A 16454-nucleotide genomic window follows, 5' to 3' on the forward strand; every position below is an offset into this window, starting at 1 on the left:
CCGGGATGCAGGTCTTCTTCCAGACGATCGTCGGCGGCGTCAGCCTGGGCGCCGTCTACGCCCTGGTGGCGCTGGGGTTCTCCCTGGTCTACCGGACGATGGGGCTGGTCAACTTCGCGCACGGCAACGTGGTCACGGTCGGCGCGTACCTCGCCTCGACCTTCTACCTGTCGACCAAGCTGCCGTTCGCCCTGGCGATGATCGTCGCGATCGTCGTGACCGGGGCGATCGGCCTGGTCATCGAGCGGGTGCTGCGCCCGCTGGAGAACAAGGACTTCGACCTCATGCTGATCGGCACGATCGGCTTCGGCATCGTGCTCGACGCGCTGATCATCATGATCTGGGGCGCCACCGGGCGGGCCGTCCCGTCGCCCGTGCCGACGGCCCCGATCGACCTGTTCGGGTTGCGCATCCGGACGTACGACCTCGTGGTCCTCGCGATCGCCGCGGTGGCCACCGTGCTGCTGGTGCTCTTCCTCTCCCGCACCAAGCGCGGGGCCGCCATGCAGGCGGTGGCGATGGACCACGAGGCGGCCACGGCCGTCGGCATCCATGTCGGCCGCAGCAACGCCGTCGCCTTCATGATCGGCGCCGGGCTGGCCGCGCTGGCCGGCGGCCTGGTCGGGCCTCTGCTGTACGTCAGTCCGGCGCTCGGCGGCGCGCTGGGCATCAAGGGCTTCGCCGCCGCCATCCTCGGCGGGTTCGGCAGCATCCCCGGCGCGATCCTCGGCGGCCTGGCCATCGGGATCCTCGACTCGTTCACCGCCGGGCACTTCCAGGGCTACTCCGAGCTGGTCACCTTCCTGGTCTTCACGGTGATCATCATGGTGCGGCCGACCGGTATCTTCGGCGAGCGGACGGTGAACCGGGCATGAGAAAGCCTCTCGCGGTGGTCGCGGCCGTCGGACTGGCGGCCTGGTTCCTGCCGTACGGACTCGACTCGTACGCGATCCACGTGGTGAACGTGATCCTCATCTTCGCGATCCTCGCCATCGGTCTCGGGCTGGTCATGGGCATCGCCGGGCAGGTGAACCTGTCCCAGGTCGCGTTCTTCGGCGTCGGCGCGTACGCCACCGCGATCCTGACCACGCACGCCGGGCTCGGCTTCTGGGTCTCCGGGGTGCTGGCCATCGTGGCCACCGTCGTGATCGGGGTCGTGATCGGCACGCCCGCGCTCCGGGTGCAGTCGCACTATCTCGGCATCGTGACGCTGGGCCTGGCCCTGGCCTTCACCAACTGGGTGACCAACGCCGAGATCGCGGGCGGGGCCGAGGGCATCTCCGGGATCGCGGCGCCCACGCTGCCGGGGATCGACCTGTCCAGCGAATACCTCTACTACTACCTCGAGCTGATCGTCTTCGCGGTCGCTCTCGGGTTCGGGCTCTTCGTGGTGCGCACCGCGCTGGGCCGGCGGATGCGGGCCATGCGGGACGACTCGCTGGCCGCGGGCGCGCTCGGGGCCGAGGTGCCGCTGCTCCGGATGACCGCGTTCATGCTGGCCAGCGTGTACGGCGGCATCGCCGGGGTGCTGTACGCCGGGCTGATCCGCTATGTGGCCCCGGAATCCTTCAACATCGCCAACATGTTCCTGCTGCTGGCCATGGTCATCATCGGCGGCCGGCAGAGCCTGATCGGCTGCGTGGTCGGCGCGATCAGCCTCGCCCTGGTGCGCGAGCTGCTGGTCGACCACCCGACGATCGCCCAGCTGGCGTACGGATCGGTGGTCGTGCTGGTCGTCGTCTTCGCCCCCACCGGCCTGGCCGGCCTGCCCCGCCGGGTCCGCACCTACCTCGACCACCGCCGCGGCACTCGCGGTGCCGCGGCCCAGTTGAGGCCCTTCCAGCCGTACGCCGCCGCCGGCGCCCCCTCTCCGGCCGCGCCGGACGCCTCTGCGCTCACCCCTTCCGCGGCCACCCCCACCTCCCATGATCAACTCGTTCTCCGGGTCGAAAGCGTGAGTAAGCAGTTCCGGGGCCTGAAAGCACTCGACGACGTCTCGCTGACCGTGGCGACCGGGGAGATCCGGGGCATCGTCGGGCCCAACGGATCGGGCAAGACCACCCTGTTCAACGTGATCAGCGGGCTCTACAAACCGACCACCGGGCGCGTGATCTTCCGCGGCGACGACCTGACCGGGCGGGCCCCGTACCGCCTCGCCCGGGCCGGCATGGCCCGCACCTTCCAGAATCTCCGCTTGTTCGGCGACCTCAGCGTCGAGGAAAACCTGCTCGTGGCGCTCGACCGGAGCCCGACCCACCACGCTTGGCGCTACATCCTGCGACCGCTCAGCGTTCTGCGGCGCGACCGGCAGCTGCGGCGTTCCGCCGCCGACATCCTGGAACGGTTCGGGCTCACGGAATTCGCCGCTCTCGCGCCGAAGTCCCTGCCGTACGGAATCCAGCGGCGGGTCGAGATCGCGCGGGCGGTGGCCGCCGACCCGTACCTCTTGCTGCTGGACGAGCCGGCGGCCGGGCTCAACGGTGAGGAGGTCCGGCAGCTGGCCGAGATCGTCCGGTCCATTCGCGACAGTGGCCGCACGGTCATCATCATCGAGCACAACATGGGCCTGGTGATGTCGCTCTGCGAGCAGATCACCGTCCTGGCCGGCGGCCGCGTGATCGCCTCGGGCGGGCCGGCCGAGGTCGCGGCCGAGCCCGCGGTCATCGAGGCGTACCTGGGGGATTCGATGAACACCGACGACCTGCCCGTCTCGGAGGCGACGCGATGACCACGGGGCTGGCGCTGACCGTCGAGGGGCTGACGGTCAACTACGGCGGGGTGAGCGCCGTACGGGATCTGAGCTTCGAGGTGCCCGGCGGTGAGGCGGTCGGCGTGATCGGGGCCAACGGCGCCGGCAAGACCTCCACGCTCAAGGCGGTGATGGGGCTCGTGCCGCGCAAGGCCGGCTCGCTGCGGCTGGGCGACGTCGATCTGGCCGGGGTCGGCGCCCGCGACATGGTCCGGCACGGCATCGGTTACGTGCCCGAGGGACGGCACGTCTTCACCGGGTTGCCCGTCGAGAAGAATCTGCTGCTCGGAGCGTACGCCCGGAAGTGGAACGCCGCGACCAGAGCGACCCTCGCGGAGGTCTATGACCTCTTCCCCGTGCTGGGGGAGATGCGGCACCGGCTGGCCGGAGCCCTGTCGGGCGGGCAGCAGCAGATGCTGGCGATCGGGCGGGCGCTGATGTCCCAGCCGAGGCTGCTGCTGCTGGACGAGCCGTCGATGGGGCTGTCGCCCAAGCTGGTCGAGGACATCCTGGCCGTGCTGAAGCGGCTGCGCTCGGAGGGGCTGACCCTGCTGCTGGTCGAGCAGAACGCCAAGCTGACCTTCGAGGCCACCAGCAGCTGCCTGGTGGTGGAGAACGGCGCGGTCGCCATGACCGGCACGTCGGCCGAGCTGCGCAACGATCCCCGGGTGCGCCAGATCTACTTGGGACTGTGATGCTGCTCGGCTCGCCGTTCCCCGCGCTGGGCCTGCGCAACCGGGTGGTCAGCCCGCCGATGGAGCGCAACTACGGCACGGCCGACGGGCGCCTGACCGACATGTACGTGTCCTACCTGCGGGCGCGGGCGGCCGGCGGGGCGGCGCTGGTCTTCACCGAGGCCACCTATGTACGGGCGGATGGGCGCGGCCGGGTGCGGCAGCTCGGGGCGCACGGGGACCACGTGCTGCCGGGGCTGGTTACGCTGGCCTCGGCCGTGCACTCCGCCGGAGGCCTGCTCGGCGTGGAGCTCAACCACGCCGGGCGGGTCGCTTCCCCTTCGGTGTCGGGCTTCCAGCCGGTGGCGCCCTCGGTGGTGCCCTTCCGGGGCGTCGCTCCGCGCGCTCTGCCGACGGACGAGGTGTCGTCGTTGGTGGCGTCCTTCGGGGCGGCGGCTCGCCGGTGTGCGTCCGCCGGGGTGGACGTACTGTCGCTTCACGCCGCCCACGGTTATCTCGTCCACCAGTTCATGTCCCCGCGCACGAACCGTCGCACCGACCGCTATGCCGACCCGCTCACGTTCGCGTCGGAAGTCTTGGGAGCCATCCGGACGGCCGGACTGCCGGTCTTCCTGCGGCTGTCGGCCTTCGAGGGCGTCGACGGCGGCCTGTCGGCGGAAAACACGCTGGCCCTCGCGGCCCGCCTCCCGCTGTCCATGGTGGACGTGCTGGACATCTCGGCCGGGTGCTACGAGGCGGGCGAGTGGATGGTCCAGCCCGGTGAGGTGGCGCGGGGCGTGCTGGCGCCGTACGCCGCCCGGTTCCGCTCGCTGGGCAAGCCCGTCTGCGTGGCGGGCCGCATCCCGACGGCCGCGGTGGCCGAGGAGATCCTGCAGTCGGGCGCGGCTGACCTGGTGGCGGTGGGCCGGGCTCAGCACGCGGACCCCGACTGGACCCGCAAAGCCCTGGCCGGAGTGGCCCCACGCCCGTGCATTGCCTGCAACCAGGGCTGCATCGACGAATTGCACACCCAGCGCCCGATCTGGTGCCTCGTCAACCCCGCTCCCTCGCCCGCTTCCTCTACGCCCACGCGCCGCGTCTTTGTCATCGGCGGGGGAGTGGCCGGGCTCGAGGCGGCGCACCGGGCCGCCTCCGGCGGACATGACGTGGTCCTGTTCGAAGCCGGGCCGGTGCTCGGTGGCCGATTCCGCTATGCCGCAACCCTTCCGGGCCGCCCGGAGTTCGCCCGGCTGCTCGACTGGTACGCGGCCGAGCTGGAGCGCCTCGGTGTGGACGTGCGCCTGTCCACCCCCGCGGACGCCGGCGCAGTCGCCGCTTGGCGGCCCGACGTTGTGGTGATGGCCTGCGGCGGCGCCGGCCACCTGCCCTCGATCCCCGGTGCCACCCTGCCCCGCGTCGTCGACCTCCCGGCCTGGCTGCGTACGGCGCCCGAGCCCCGTCCGGCCGAGGTCGTCACGATCTGGGGCGCCGACCGGGCCGGCATCGCCCTCGCCGACGCCGCCTCCGAGGCCGGGCACCGCGTCCTGCTGCTGGCCGCCACCGCCACGCTGGCCCCCGAGGCCGGCTTCCGCGAGAAGGTCCTGGTCGAGCGCCGCCTCCGCGCCCACCCGGACGTCGATATCCGCCTCGGCACCACCTTGGAGGCCATCACCGAGGACCGCCTCCTGCTCGGTGCCGCCGGCCTCCGTACCTGGACACCCGTCTCCGGCCCGGTGCTGGTCTCGCAGGGCATGGTTCCCCGCACGGTCGATCTCGGCCCCGGCCCGTGGTCGACCGTCACCATCGGCGAGGCCGGATCCGCCACCTCGGCCGCCGAAGCCATCCGCCAGGCAGCCGACCTACCCTTGACCGCATGTACCGAGACGAGGATCTTGCGCTGCTGACCCGCCCGCTCTACGCCTTCCTCACCGTCGCCCCGCGCGGCGACCGCTGGCCCTCACCCCGCCCGGTCTGGTTCGAAGTGGCCGACAACGGCGACCTGCACATGTTCTCCGAGCCGGCCTCACCGAAGCTCGACCGCCTCCGCGAGAACCCGCGCGCCTCCGTCGTCGTCTCGGCCCCGGCCGGCGAGCCCGAGCATTACGTGGCGGTCGAGGGCCGGGTCACCCTGCACGACGACGGCGCCGCCGAGCTGGCCACCCGCCTGGCCGGCCGGTACTGGACCTGGGACGACCCCGAGCACGCGAAACTTCTCGAAGCCTGGCAGACCCAGGGGCTCGTACGCCTCGTGCTGCACCCGGAGAAGGTGAGCCGCCTGGCCTTCTGACCCGTGGGACTACTCGGCCCGGCTCCAGGTCAGCTGCCAGTACTGCCAGTCCGCGGGGGCGGCCGGCCACTTCGGATCGGGCTGCCACCCGGTCTGTGGTTCCCAGCCGGCCGGCGGTTGCGGCCACTCCGGCGGCACCACGAACCGCACACCGGTCGGCCGCGGCGGCACCGGCACATGCGCCCGGGCCGCCGCCGCGGGTGCCGGAACGTGAGCCCGCGGCGCCGGCTGGGCCTCGACCCAGCTGGCCGGCAGCTCGTGGGCCCGCTGAACGTAGAGGACCACCTCGGCCTTCAGACGGTTGCCCTTGACGACGGCGCGCGCGGTCGTGGTGGCACCGCCGGCGGCCAGGTGGGTGACAACCGGGAGGAGCTCGCCGCTCATCTTCGGGGTGAGCTGCCCGACGCGGTGCCCGTCAACGCGTACCTCCACCAACTCTTTGGAAGTGCGCGCGGTCTGCTCGGTGATCGAGTGCAGGGTCGCGTAAACCCAGCCCTCACCTTCGGGCCGCAGGTGCGCGACCAGCGCGTCCATGTGTTTGTCCTCGCCGGACACTTGCATGGCCGCGCCGACCGGCAGCAGTCGATGCGTCCCGGCGGGCGGCGGCGCATTGAGTGGGAACAGCATGTGCGGCTCGGCCAGGTCGAGCCATACCCCACCGCGGAACGTCTTCCGCCCGTCGTAGTTCTCGTACTCGGATCCGTACGCCCGCGCCCCCACGACCGGCCGCCAGCCGGCCTGAACCACTTGCAGCAGGGCCGGCTGGTACTTCTTGGCGTTGTCCCGCGACAGGTGCCCGACCTGCCCGGTCGGCCCCCACACGCCCACCGCGTTGGGGTCGTACTGGTTGAGCGGGTCAGGTCGCAGCTCGACGACGAAGTCCAGCTCGTCGCCCTTGCTGTCCTTGAACAGCGCCTTGATCTGCTCCTCGTAGAAGGACTCACCCACGACCTCGAAGTACGCCCGGCCGCGCTGTCCCCAGAGCTCGAATGGTTCCGCCACGGCCCGTGACCCTAGACCCACTCCCGGCGCTGCACTGTCACCCTTTCAGGTGAACTCCTCACAGCCCTTCGTAGTCGGGCAGGTCGACGCCGTTGATCGCGCGGTCGACGACCGCCATGAGCGCCTCCATGTCGGGCTCCGCGGCGTCCTCGGCGACCGCGCGGCTCTGCACATGCAGCCGGCCGATCTCCTGGTTGGCCTCGACGAACGGGCGCATCCGCTTCTCGTACCCGGCGAACCCGGCCGCCGGATCCCACCCCGCGGCGGCCAGTTCCCCGGCCAGCAGGTAGGCCCCGACCAGGGCCAGCCCCGTGCCCCCACCGGAGAACGGCGACGAGCTGAACGCCGCGTCCCCGAGCAGCCCCACCCGCCCGCTGGACCAGCGATCCATCACCACCTGGGCGACCTGGTCGAGATAGAAGTCCGGGGCGTCGTCGAGGTGCGCGAGGATGCGTGGCGTCAGCCACCCCAGCCCGGCCATCCGCTCCCGCAGCAGCTCCTTCTGCGCCTTGACGTCCCGGTAGTCGATGGCGAAATCCGGCGCGGGGAACGAAAGCATGGCCATCGCCCGGGTGGCGTCCCGAACCGGCCGCAGCCCGGCCGACCGCCCCGACCCCTGATCCTGGTAGTCGATCAGCCAGCGATCCAGCCCGAACTCGTTGGGCACGCTGTAGAACGCCAGCACCAGACCAAGATGCCGGACGAACTGCTCGTGCGGCCCGAACACCATCGCCCGCAACGCCGAGTGCAGCCCGTCGGCCCCCACCACCAGGTCGAAGCGCCGCCGCGCACCGCCCGCGAAGGTGACGTCGACCCCGTCCGCATCCTGGGTGAGCCCGGCGATCCGGTCCCCGAAGACGTACTCGACACCGCCCCGGGTGTCGTCGTAGAGCACCCGGGACAGATCACCGCGCAGGATCTCGATCTCGGAGATGTACCCGTCCCCGCCGTCGTCCTCCGCCCGGAAGGTCTCCAGCACGTTCCCGTCCACGTCAACGGTGTACCCGCCGGCAGTCTCGGTGCGCGCCGCCCGCACCACCGCATCCAGCCCCATCCGCCGGATGACCTCCTTGGCCACCCCGCGCGCATCCACCGCCTGCCCACCGGGCCGCAGCTCGGGCGCCCGCTCCACCACGGTCACCTCGGCCCCACGCCGGCGCAACCAGTGCGCCAACGCCGGCCCGGCGATGCTCGCCCCTGACACCAACACCTTGACACCGCTCACAACGCCCCCTGCTGTCCCGATCCGAATCGATGATGTCGGAACTCAGACCTCAGCGCGACCAGAAACTCATCGCGTCACCGTCAACAAGTCCCGCGCCGGATCCACACAGCCCTAGCAGACAATCGCGAATTACGCCGTCAGCGCCCGGCGTACCACCAGCAAGCACGCGTCGGGGTCAGCTGCCCTCCGCGCAGCGGCCGAGGTCTCTCTGCGAATTGTTTGTGCCGGTCTGTTTGGGAATGCCTTCCCGCTGGCCGGAGACAGGTAATACGCTTCGATAGTGATACGTCTTTCCGGTTGTGTGACCGGGCACAGCGAAAGCGTTCTGTTGCAGCACCGACCGCCGTTAATTACCTTGTGATTTGAGGGGGTGGGCCAGCGGGACCCGGCCGGCTCGATCGAATAGGCAGCACCGTGGCGTGCGTCCGCGACGGCGGGTCGCGTCCTCGACCAGGTTCGGTCCACTTGATCAAGCAGCTGGGCGGGGCCAGGTGTGAGCAACGCGGCACCCGAGCGGTTGGCCGGGTCCCGGCGTGACGGCTCGCCGCATGCCGAAGCGGTCATCGCCGCGAGCGGGTGCAGCCGGGGCTCGGCTGTTGCCGACTCGACCACCACTAGCGGGTGGGGCCCGGCCTCGGCTCTTGGCGGTTCGATCGCCGCCGACAACCGGGGTGTGGACACGGGTGCTATCGGTTCTGTTGGCGCTGGCAGGTGGGGCGCGGCTGCGGGTTCTGCCGGTTTTGTTGCTGGTAGTTGAGGTGCAGGCTCGGGTGCCGTCGGTTCGATCGCTGCTGGTGCGGGGGATGTCAGTGTGAGTACTGCTGGCTGCGGCGTGCCGGGCTCTGCGGTGAGAGGCGCTCGCGTGGTGGGGGCGTTTGCTGCGGCAGGCTCGGCGGCGACAGTCCAGCCGGCCGGAAGCTGGGGCATGCGCCGCTCGCGGGCGCACCGGGCGAACTCGGCCCGGGCCGCCTCCACGGATCCATACATGCGGCGCTGCTTCTCGGCGTACCGTTGCGCTAATCCCCAATCGCGGCGCTTTTTCAGGACACGCCGGGTTTCTTCGCGGTCGGCAGAATAGTTTCTGGCCTTGGTGCGATCGCGCATCGCTGCCGTCTCGGCCCGGCCGAACAACGACATCTGCCCTCGCATGTAAGAATTGTCCCCCACCCGAGACGGTGGCGTCAGCGTTGGATCATGCCAACCTCGATGAATTCCGATATCAAGCCGAGCCGCCATTAGCGAAAAGGCTTATCGCGCAATGGTCAGGCCCAGGAGTGCCGTGACCGGCTGGCCGGGGTCGATGTCAGCCGCTGCGGATCGCATGCTCCTGGCTGGGCCTTCGCTGTGATCTTCGTGCGGGTGCGGCGGAGGCGTTCAGCACTGGTTGGGGCGGTGGCGTGCGGGCAGCGGCGTTGAACCTGTGGCAGGACGCCGGTGACTTGGTGGAGTGACCACAAGGCTGGAGTTGCCCCGACCAGACCTGCAAGGTTTTCAGATCGGTGCTGGTCCGGTGGGGCAGGGAGGGAGCATTCCCGGTGCTGATACCACTTTGGTCCTTTATCGGAGGTGCGTTGCTTGCTGGGCGGTTTGCAGTGCGCTAACGTGACCGTGTTGGTGACTTAGGTGGCCAGATCGTGAGCCTTCCCGGTTGGTTCAGAAGCGATCGAAGGGTGTGAAGCCCACCTGCCAACCAGCCACGTGATCAGCATGCGGGTTTCCTTCGTCGGCCGGGCGACGGGACAAAGGAGCCGACATGCAGCCGTTGAGCCTCGTTCGCCTGTTCTTTGGTCCCCTCGTGGTGGCCATCGCCCATATCCCGATCGTGTGGGTCGTGCTGTGCTCGACGCCGCTGTGGCTCCGGATGGCGTTCAGCGCCGGTGCTCAGGAGTCGGCGCTCAGCATCCTGAAGCAGCTCCGCGCGTGGAGCGGTGACATCGTGACCCGCGCGCACGGGAGCCAGCCGCGCGCTGTTGCCCAGCGGCGTCCGCCGCGCAATCAGCGGGGGCGGGGATGACCCACAGCGGCGCCAAGAACCGCGCCCGGACCCGAGCGCTGTACACCGGCGAGAACTTCCAGCTGGCTCAGGCGGCGATCCGGACGCTGCCGCCGAAGATGTCAGCGCTGCCGTCGGCCGGCACCGAAGACCAGCAACGGCTGGAGTCGGCGTTGATGGTGGCGCTGTGCCGGCCGGGGGTCGAGGCGTTCCTGCCGGTGGCGGCGGTGCATCCGCTGCCGCAGGGGCTGGAGCTCACGGTGCCGCCGCGTCACTTGCCCGAGTTCTGCCGGCGGGTATTGCCGCTGCCTGGAGGTTCACCGTTCGCGGTGAGCGGACTTCTGGCGTTGGCAGCCGATCGGCGGGTGCTGTTGCGACGGCCGGGCCAGGACGCATCGATTGTGATTCGGGCGTGCGGGAAGCCACGCTGGGACTCCACCGTGGCGGCGATCATGAAATTCGACAAAACGATTCACGTCGTCGCGTCACCGACCCTGGCCGAGAGATGGCACCGCACCTCGGCCGATGCTGATCCGGAAAGTGCCTGGATCGGCAGCCAATTACTGCGCCGGATCGGGCTCTTTCAGGAGCCGGCGGCGGCCGCCTGGGTGACACAGTGGCAGGCGCACCGGGTAACCGTCGAATGGCTCGCGGCCGAGGCGCCGGAGCCACTGGCCTCGGCGTTGCTGGCGCCGGCGTTCGGCCTCGAATTCCCGACCGACGGTCCGGTGGCCAATGTGGCGGTTCCCCGTCGTGTTACTCGTCGGTCCGACGCTTCCGGCCGGGGAACGTATGAGGCGGAATTCAATCACTTCTACGCCGCCAGCTTCCAGACGATTCTCCGAATGCTCATGATCGAGTTCCCCGAGGGCGACATCGCCGAGACGGCGGCCGCCAAAGCTTTCGCTGACGTATGGCGGAGACGGGACAGCCTGGCCGAGCGCGGCAATGCGTGGCACCGGGTCCTGAAGGCCGGACGGCGTAAAGCGTTCGGGCTTCGGGCGAGGCGACATCGAGAGGAGGAGCTCACGAGACTTGACCGGACGTACGACGTCACGAGAAGGTTCGCCGGGCCGGGGCAACGGGTGGTGGCTGAGCAGACTCTGCAGTCTTTCCTCCAACAACTGCCGCGCCGACAGGCGGAGGTGTGTGCACTACTCGCCGACGAGTACACCGTCGATGAGATCGCCAAAGTCCTCGAATGCAGTGTCAGATCAGTTCGCGAGAACCGGCGGGTAATCCGCCAGAAGTTCTCGTCGTACTGGGATGAGTAGTCGGTCGGATGGTCGGTGTCTACTGGTCCACCGTAGGTGGTGCTGAGAGAATCGCCTGGTGACAGGGGATGAGATAGAACGGACCGAGGATGGCCACTTCGTCGTCATCAAGGGGCGGCGGTGGCGGGCCACCGATCCGGCCATTCCGGAGGGCACGGCAGCGGCGTTGCGGAAGGCGCTGATGGCGGCGCGGCGGGATGTGGGCAGGGCCTTGCGGGCGGGGGAGGATCCGGCGGCGGCTCGGGCTCGGGTGCAGACGGCCAAGGTGGCGCTCGGGGAGCGGGGGACCCCCTGGTGGGAGCAGACGCTGGAGGAGCGGCGGCGGCGTTGGGAGGACGGCTTGCGGGCGACGGACGGCTGATGCCCGTGACCGGAGGCAAGGCTGCGGGGTTGAGCCTCGGTGAGCGTTGTGGCGCCGTCGTCGATGACCGATACTCCGGGTGGTGGGGTGGCGTGGTGCGCCGCCGCGGCTGTGACGACCGTGATTCTGGTCGTGGCGGGTGTGCGGGTGGTGTCGAGAGTGCGTGGCGCGCCGGGTAGCGGGTGGGGAGCGCTGGTGCCGGTTCTGCCGGGCTTTGCCGCCGGTGGGGTGGCGCTGCTCGTGGCGCTGCCGGGAATGGTGGCTGGTGAGGGCTTCGGGTACTTCGCTGCGCTCGGGTTTCTGGCGCCGTGGAGTTTGGGGGTCGGCGCCACGGGCTGGCTGCGCGGGCGGGTGGCCATGGGTGCGCTGATCGCGGTGGTGGCGTCCGGGGTCGTGTTCCTCGCCGTTGCGTTGGGGGTGGAGCTGCACGTGCACCTCTCGGTCGAGCCTCCCGACTGAGGCCTTAGGATCCTCGGATGAGCGATGCGACACGGCCTTTGCGCTGGTATGCCGGGCTGTGCTGGCTGTTCTTCGGGATCGTGCCGACGGTGCTGGTGACGCTGCTGGTCGTGCGGGGGCGGACGCCGGGGTCGGTCGGGCTGCTGCTGATCGGGGGGATCCCGCTGGTGCTGGCCGGGCTGGTGGCTCTGGTCCGGGGCCTGCGTGAGGCCGACCCTGAGCAGGCGTCGCGGCGGCTGCATCTGAGCATGGCGCTGGTGGCCGGGGCCGACGTGCTGCTGCTGGGCGGGAACGCGCTGATCCGGATGGGTAGCAGCTAGCCGGTAGTGCGATTTGGGGGCTCGCCTGGACGACACGCGGGCCCGAAGTGACCACCCTTGTAGGGCATGGGGGTCACTACATTCGCAGCGGAAGCGCCGATCGCCTCGGGGCTGGTGGTGGCGGGGCGCTACCGGCTCTGCTCGGTGCTCGGGCGCGGCGGCATGGGGACGGTGTGGCTCGCGCAGGACGAGCTGATGGAGCGGTGGGTCGCGGTCAAGCAGGTCGACCTCGGCTCGGACTGGACCGGTCAGGCGGCCCGCAAGCGGGCCCTCGCGGAGGCGCGCGCGGCGTCGCGGGTCGAGCATCCAGGGGTGGTACGGATCCACGACGTCGTACGCGACGACGACCAACCCTGGATCGTGATGGAGGCCCTGAGCGGGCAGAGCCTCGGCGATGCCGTCAAGGAGCAGGGGCCGTTGCCGATCGAGCAGGTCGTGCGGATCGGGCACTGCATCGTCGATGTGCTGGACGCGGCGCACCGGGCCGGGGTCGTGCACCGCGACGTGAAACCGGGCAACATCCAGCTGTGCGACGACGGGCGGGTGGTGCTGCTCGACTTCGGGGTGGCGCACGTGCCGGGGGCCGACTGGCGGCCGCCGCCCGGGGGGTTCGCCGGCAGCCCCGCGTTCGTGTCGCCCGAGCAGCTGCAGGGTGGCGAGCCGCGGGCGGCCAGCGACCTGTTCTCTCTGGGGGCGACGATGTACGCGGCGGTCGAGGGCCGCTCGCCGTTCGACCGCGGTGACCTGTTCGCCACGGTGCTGGCCGTGGCCGAGGGGCGGATGACCCCGTTCCGCCGGGCCGGCCGGCTGCGCCCGGTGCTCGAAGGGCTGCTGCAGCCGAAGCTGGGCCGGCGCTGGAGCGCGGCCCGTACGCGCGCGGCCCTGCTCAGCCTTTGATGAGGCGCTGGGCCCGGTGGGCCGCCATCCGGACCGGGTCGTTGGCGAAACCGTAACCGCGGTAGCCGTCCACCCGCTGCACGATCTCGAAGAAGACGCGATCGCCGACCACCGGCGTGAACAACTGCAGGTAGTGACCGTGCTCGTCCTCGTCGTACATCGCGCCCAGGCGGCGCAGCTCCGCCATGAGTGACGGCGGCAGATCCAGGCGGGCCGCCAGGTCGTCGTAATAGTTGCCCGGGATCGGCAGCACAGCATCGCCAAGGGCCGAGGCCGTACGGGCCAGGTCCGAGGTGGCCAGGGTGATGTGCTGCGGATGCCCGATGGCCGGGGCCCAGTCGCCGCGCCGCAGGACCGGCACGCTGAGGGCGAGGCGTACGCTCCGGGCCGGGTCCCGGATCGCGAGCGTACGGATCAGGCCGAACGGCGCCGCGAACTCGCCCGCCTCGTCGTCCACCAGGCCGAGCACCGTGCGGTAGAAGAGCGCCGCCTCGTCGTACCGGTCGAAGGGCTGAGCCAGCGAGAGATGGTCGATGCCGGTGATCCCGGCCCCGGCCGCCGGCTCGCCGGTCGGGAGGAAGTCGCCGGTGGGCGGGGTGCGGACGAAGAACACCTCGGTGCCGTCGGGGGCGGCGACCGCGGTCAGGTCGGCCTCGCGTTCCCGGTGCTGTCGGGGGAGCGGGGCGGCCAGAAGTTGCGCGGCGCGGCGGGCGCTGTGCTCGGGATCCGTACTCTCCAAAGCGAAAGCGCGAATCGCAGCCGAACCCTCGGCGAGGCGCGGAGCGCCGGAATTGAGCAGGATGCGGGCGGTGCCCTGCTCCCAGAGCTGGACGGCCTTGGACCGGTGCTGGCCGGAGTGGGTGAAGCCGAGGGCGCGCAGCACCGTCTCGAGCTCGGGGGCGGAGGTCGCGTCGACGCCCAGCTCGGCGAAGGCGATGCCGTTCAGCGCCGGGGCGGGCGTGAGGGCGTCGTCCCGCAAGGCGATCAGGGAGCGGCGGGCGTCGACGGCCGTACGGCGGGGGTCGGCCTGGCGGAAGACGTCGTTGAAGACCTCGAGGGAGAGCGGCCCGGTGTAGCCGGCGTCGAGGACGGCCCGGGTGAAGCCGGCCAGGTCGAGGCCGCCCTGCAGCGGGAAGAGGCGATGGTGGCGGCTCCACTGCAGGACGTCCATGGCGAGCCGGGGCGCGTCGGCGAGCTGAAGGAAGAAGATCTTCTCGGCCGGTACGTTGCGAATGTCCCGATAGTCGTCGGTCCGGGACAGCACGTGGAAGCTGTCCAGGCAGAGGCCGAGGGCGCGGTGGTCGGCCCGGCGGACGATGTCCCACGAGTGGTCCCATGTGGACACGTGGCGGCCCCATGCCAGGGCCTCGTAGGCGACGCGCATGTTCCGGGCGGCGGCGAGATCGGCGAGCGTACGGAGCTGGTCGGCGATCAGCGTGTCGTCGGGGATCGTGTCGGGCGCGACCGAGGAACAGATCAGGATCGTGTCGGCGCCCAGGCGGGCCATCAGGTCGAGCTTGGCCCGGAAACGTCGGGTCACGGCGGCGAACCGCTGTGGGGGAGCGCCCTCGGCGTCACGGAACGGCTGGTAGAGGTCGATACTCAGGCCGAGGTCGCTGACTTTCTGCCGGATGCTCTCGGGTGAGCTGCTCGACGCGATCAGGTCGTTCTCGAAGATCTCGACGGCGTCGAAACCGGCCGCCGCGGCCGCGTCCAGACGGTCGTCGAGGGTGCCGGAGAGGCAGACGGTCGCGATACTCGTACGCATCGGGCTCCTAATGAACGAACCGGTCCGTCCACCCTATGGAAAAGAACCACTAGAGTCGACACCATGACAGCGGAGCCGGCGCCGACCGAACGCGTCCGGGACGCCGGGCGCACCCGCGCCGAGATCATCGAGGTGGCCACCCACGAGTTCGCCGACCAGGGGTACGCGGGGGCCCGGGTCGACGAGATCGCGGCGAAGACGCGCACCACCAAGCGGATGATCTACTACTACTTCGGTGGCAAGGAAGGCCTCTACCTCGAGGTGCTCGAGGGGGCGTACCGGCGGATCCGCGCCCTGGAGCAGGAGCTCGACGTCGAACATCTCGAACCGGTGGCCGCGCTGCGCCGGCTGGCCGAGATGACCTTCGACCACCACGAGCAACACCCCGACTTCGTACGCCTCGTGGCCATCGAGAACATCCACTACGCCAAGCATCTGGCCGGCTCGTCCTCCCGCGAGGTCCTGGCCGCGCCCGCCCTGGAGGTCCTGTCGCGCATCATGGAACGCGGCCGCGCCGCCGGCCTGTTCCGCGACGACCTGGACGCCCTCGACGTCCACATGATCATCAGCGCCTTCTGCGTCTTCCGCGGCGCCAACCGCTACACCTTCCAGGCCATCTTCGACCGCGACCTGTTCGACCCCCGCCTCCGGGACCACCTCCGCAGCATGATCGGCGACTTGGTGGTCGCCCACGTCACCGCCGGCCGCCCCTGACCAGCCCGGCCCGTCACCGTCGGGCGTCGATGAGCCAGGGCTTGAGGGCGCGGTCGACGGCCTTCTCGACCGCGGCCTGGACCTGGGCCGGGTCGCCTGGGTCGTCCACGTCCTCGAGCAGCACCTGAAGCGCGGCGGTGATGGCCCCGACGAAGGCGCCCGTCATGGCTGCCGCGCCCACCTCGTCGAGCTCCTCCGGGAAGGCCTCGGCCAGCCGGCGGGCGATCTCGCGCTGAGTGTCGAACTGGACCTGCAGCGCGCGACCCCGCACCGAAGGCACCTCCCGGATGAACCGTAGCCGCAGCGCGGCCAACCGGCCGGACAGGTCGTCGCTGTCCTCGCCGACCAGACGCAGCGCACGCAGCAGCACGTCGGCCGGCCCCTCGTCGGGCTGGCGGGTGCCGATCGCGTGGACGGCGGCGCGCATCCGCTGATCGGTCTCCGGGAACAGCAGGTCTTCCTTGGCCGGGAAGTAGCTGAAGAACGTCCGCGTGCCGATCTCCGCCTCGGCCGCCACCTGCGCGATCGTCGTCGCCTCGAAGCCCTGTCGCTCGAACAGATCGGTAGCCGCGTCGACGAGTGCCTGCCGGGTCCGGGCGCGCTTGTGGTCGCGAAGGCTCACCGCGGCACCGTATCGCACTTGAGCTTGTCGGCACTCAATGCGGCTTGGCGCGCGGTGCGGTCCGGCGTTCAGTGCTTATTTGCACTCACTGCAAATCAGCACTCGTTGC

The 16454-nt window shown here is 70.4% G+C and carries 16 protein-coding genes; 12 read left to right on the forward strand and 4 right to left on the reverse strand.

Annotated elements, in window-relative coordinates:
• Positions 1 to 5 precede the first annotated feature (5 nt).
• The 5 genes from AB0J66_RS02125 to AB0J66_RS02145 are packed head-to-tail and all read left to right on the forward strand — an operon-like array spanning position 6 to position 5710.
• Entirely contained in the window at positions 6 to 875 is an 870-nt protein-coding gene (locus tag AB0J66_RS02125; RefSeq protein WP_364654899.1) for a branched-chain amino acid ABC transporter permease, read from the forward strand.
• Positions 872 to 2728, forward strand: a complete 1857-nt coding sequence (locus AB0J66_RS02130) for a branched-chain amino acid ABC transporter ATP-binding protein/permease (RefSeq protein ID WP_364654900.1) — start codon at positions 872 to 874, stop codon at positions 2726 to 2728. Before AB0J66_RS02125 ends, AB0J66_RS02130 begins: the two co-directional genes overlap by 4 nt.
• Positions 2725 to 3444: an ABC transporter ATP-binding protein gene (locus AB0J66_RS02135; protein ID WP_364654901.1), complete on the forward strand. Its 720-nt coding sequence runs from the start codon at positions 2725 to 2727 to the stop codon at positions 3442 to 3444. The genes AB0J66_RS02130 and AB0J66_RS02135 overlap by 4 nt, the downstream gene beginning before the upstream one ends.
• Entirely contained in the window at positions 3444 to 5327 is a 1884-nt protein-coding gene (locus tag AB0J66_RS02140; protein ID WP_364656022.1) for an FAD-dependent oxidoreductase, read from the forward strand. Before AB0J66_RS02135 ends, AB0J66_RS02140 begins: the two co-directional genes overlap by 1 nt.
• Positions 5297 to 5710 carry a pyridoxamine 5'-phosphate oxidase family protein gene (locus AB0J66_RS02145; RefSeq protein ID WP_364654902.1) on the forward strand — a complete coding sequence of 138 codons (414 nt, stop codon included), beginning with the start codon at positions 5297 to 5299 and terminating at the stop codon, positions 5708 to 5710. The genes AB0J66_RS02140 and AB0J66_RS02145 overlap by 31 nt, the downstream gene beginning before the upstream one ends.
• 9 nt (positions 5711 to 5719) lie before the next feature.
• Here AB0J66_RS02145 and AB0J66_RS02150 read toward each other — a convergent pair whose 3' ends face one another.
• Together AB0J66_RS02150 and AB0J66_RS02155 are read right to left on the reverse strand one after the other, a co-directional pair.
• The gene (locus tag AB0J66_RS02150) at positions 5720 to 6712 is read right to left on the reverse strand and encodes an HIRAN domain-containing protein (protein WP_364654904.1); all 993 of its coding nucleotides are present in this window, start codon (positions 6710 to 6712) and stop codon (positions 5720 to 5722) included.
• 58 nt (positions 6713 to 6770) lie between these two features.
• Positions 6771 to 7916, reverse strand: coding sequence for an FAD-dependent monooxygenase (locus AB0J66_RS02155; RefSeq protein WP_364654906.1), 1146 nt, complete (start codon positions 7914 to 7916; stop codon positions 6771 to 6773).
• Positions 7917 to 9690: 1774 nt separating this feature from the next.
• Between AB0J66_RS02155 and AB0J66_RS02160 the strand changes: the two genes are divergently transcribed.
• From AB0J66_RS02160 to AB0J66_RS02185, 6 genes are all read left to right on the forward strand, one after another.
• Positions 9691 to 9951 carry a hypothetical protein gene (locus AB0J66_RS02160; protein ID WP_364654908.1) on the forward strand — a complete coding sequence of 87 codons (261 nt, stop codon included), beginning with the start codon at positions 9691 to 9693 and terminating at the stop codon, positions 9949 to 9951.
• Positions 9948 to 11204, forward strand: coding sequence for a sigma factor-like helix-turn-helix DNA-binding protein (locus AB0J66_RS02165; protein WP_364654910.1), 1257 nt, complete (start codon positions 9948 to 9950; stop codon positions 11202 to 11204). Before AB0J66_RS02160 ends, AB0J66_RS02165 begins: the two co-directional genes overlap by 4 nt.
• Before the next feature lie 58 nt (positions 11205 to 11262).
• The gene (locus AB0J66_RS02170) at positions 11263 to 11565 is read left to right on the forward strand and encodes a hypothetical protein (RefSeq protein WP_364654912.1); all 303 of its coding nucleotides are present in this window, start codon (positions 11263 to 11265) and stop codon (positions 11563 to 11565) included.
• 39 nt (positions 11566 to 11604) lie between these two features.
• Complete coding sequence (locus AB0J66_RS02175) at positions 11605 to 12024, forward strand: hypothetical protein (RefSeq protein WP_364654913.1); 420 nt, start codon at positions 11605 to 11607, stop codon at positions 12022 to 12024.
• Between the two features lie 17 nt (positions 12025 to 12041).
• The gene (locus AB0J66_RS02180) at positions 12042 to 12344 is read left to right on the forward strand and encodes a hypothetical protein (protein WP_364654915.1); all 303 of its coding nucleotides are present in this window, start codon (positions 12042 to 12044) and stop codon (positions 12342 to 12344) included.
• Positions 12345 to 12410: 66 nt separating this feature from the next.
• Positions 12411 to 13241, forward strand: coding sequence for a serine/threonine-protein kinase (locus tag AB0J66_RS02185; RefSeq protein ID WP_364654917.1), 831 nt, complete (start codon positions 12411 to 12413; stop codon positions 13239 to 13241).
• Here the strand turns inward: AB0J66_RS02185 and AB0J66_RS02190 are convergent.
• The gene (locus AB0J66_RS02190) at positions 13231 to 15009 is read right to left on the reverse strand and encodes a TIM barrel protein (protein WP_364654918.1); all 1779 of its coding nucleotides are present in this window, start codon (positions 15007 to 15009) and stop codon (positions 13231 to 13233) included. The two genes, AB0J66_RS02185 and AB0J66_RS02190, sit on opposite strands and share 11 nt — an antisense overlap.
• Positions 15010 to 15072: 63 nt before the next feature.
• Here AB0J66_RS02190 and AB0J66_RS02195 point away from each other — a divergent pair, with 63 nt between their 5' ends.
• Positions 15073 to 15723, forward strand: coding sequence for a TetR/AcrR family transcriptional regulator (locus AB0J66_RS02195; protein ID WP_364654919.1), 651 nt, complete (start codon positions 15073 to 15075; stop codon positions 15721 to 15723).
• Between the two features lie 13 nt (positions 15724 to 15736).
• Here AB0J66_RS02195 and AB0J66_RS02200 read toward each other — a convergent pair whose 3' ends face one another.
• Positions 15737 to 16345 carry a TetR family transcriptional regulator gene (locus AB0J66_RS02200; RefSeq protein ID WP_364654921.1) on the reverse strand — a complete coding sequence of 203 codons (609 nt, stop codon included), beginning with the start codon at positions 16343 to 16345 and terminating at the stop codon, positions 15737 to 15739.
• Positions 16346 to 16454 lie beyond the last annotated feature (109 nt).

The organism is Actinoplanes sp. NPDC049598, from assembly GCF_040675435.1.
Classification (GTDB): Bacteria; Actinomycetota; Actinomycetes; order Mycobacteriales; family Micromonosporaceae; genus Actinoplanes.

What these genes read in the sequence shown, in the direction of transcription:
- AB0J66_RS02130 (WP_364654900.1), top strand. Translation starts at nt 872, where the DNA reads ATGAGAAAGCCTCTCGCGGTGGTCGCGGCCGTCGGACTGGCGGCCTGG.
- AB0J66_RS02185 (WP_364654917.1), top strand. Translation starts at nt 12,411, where the DNA reads ATGGGGGTCACTACATTCGCAGCGGAAGCGCCGATCGCCTCGGGGCTG.
- AB0J66_RS02145 (WP_364654902.1), top strand. Translation starts at nt 5,297, where the DNA reads ATGTACCGAGACGAGGATCTTGCGCTGCTGACCCGCCCGCTCTACGCC.
- AB0J66_RS02135 (WP_364654901.1), top strand. Translation starts at nt 2,725, where the DNA reads ATGACCACGGGGCTGGCGCTGACCGTCGAGGGGCTGACGGTCAACTAC.
- AB0J66_RS02140 (WP_364656022.1), top strand. Translation starts at nt 3,444, where the DNA reads ATGCTGCTCGGCTCGCCGTTCCCCGCGCTGGGCCTGCGCAACCGGGTG.
- AB0J66_RS02165 (WP_364654910.1), top strand. Translation starts at nt 9,948, where the DNA reads ATGACCCACAGCGGCGCCAAGAACCGCGCCCGGACCCGAGCGCTGTAC.
- AB0J66_RS02160 (WP_364654908.1), top strand. Translation starts at nt 9,691, where the DNA reads ATGCAGCCGTTGAGCCTCGTTCGCCTGTTCTTTGGTCCCCTCGTGGTG.
- AB0J66_RS02195 (WP_364654919.1), top strand. Translation starts at nt 15,073, where the DNA reads ATGACAGCGGAGCCGGCGCCGACCGAACGCGTCCGGGACGCCGGGCGC.
- AB0J66_RS02125 (WP_364654899.1), top strand. Translation starts at nt 6, where the DNA reads ATGCAGGTCTTCTTCCAGACGATCGTCGGCGGCGTCAGCCTGGGCGCC.
- AB0J66_RS02190 (WP_364654918.1), bottom strand. Translation starts at nt 15,009, where the DNA reads ATGCGTACGAGTATCGCGACCGTCTGCCTCTCCGGCACCCTCGACGAC.
- AB0J66_RS02180 (WP_364654915.1), top strand. Translation starts at nt 12,042, where the DNA reads ATGAGCGATGCGACACGGCCTTTGCGCTGGTATGCCGGGCTGTGCTGG.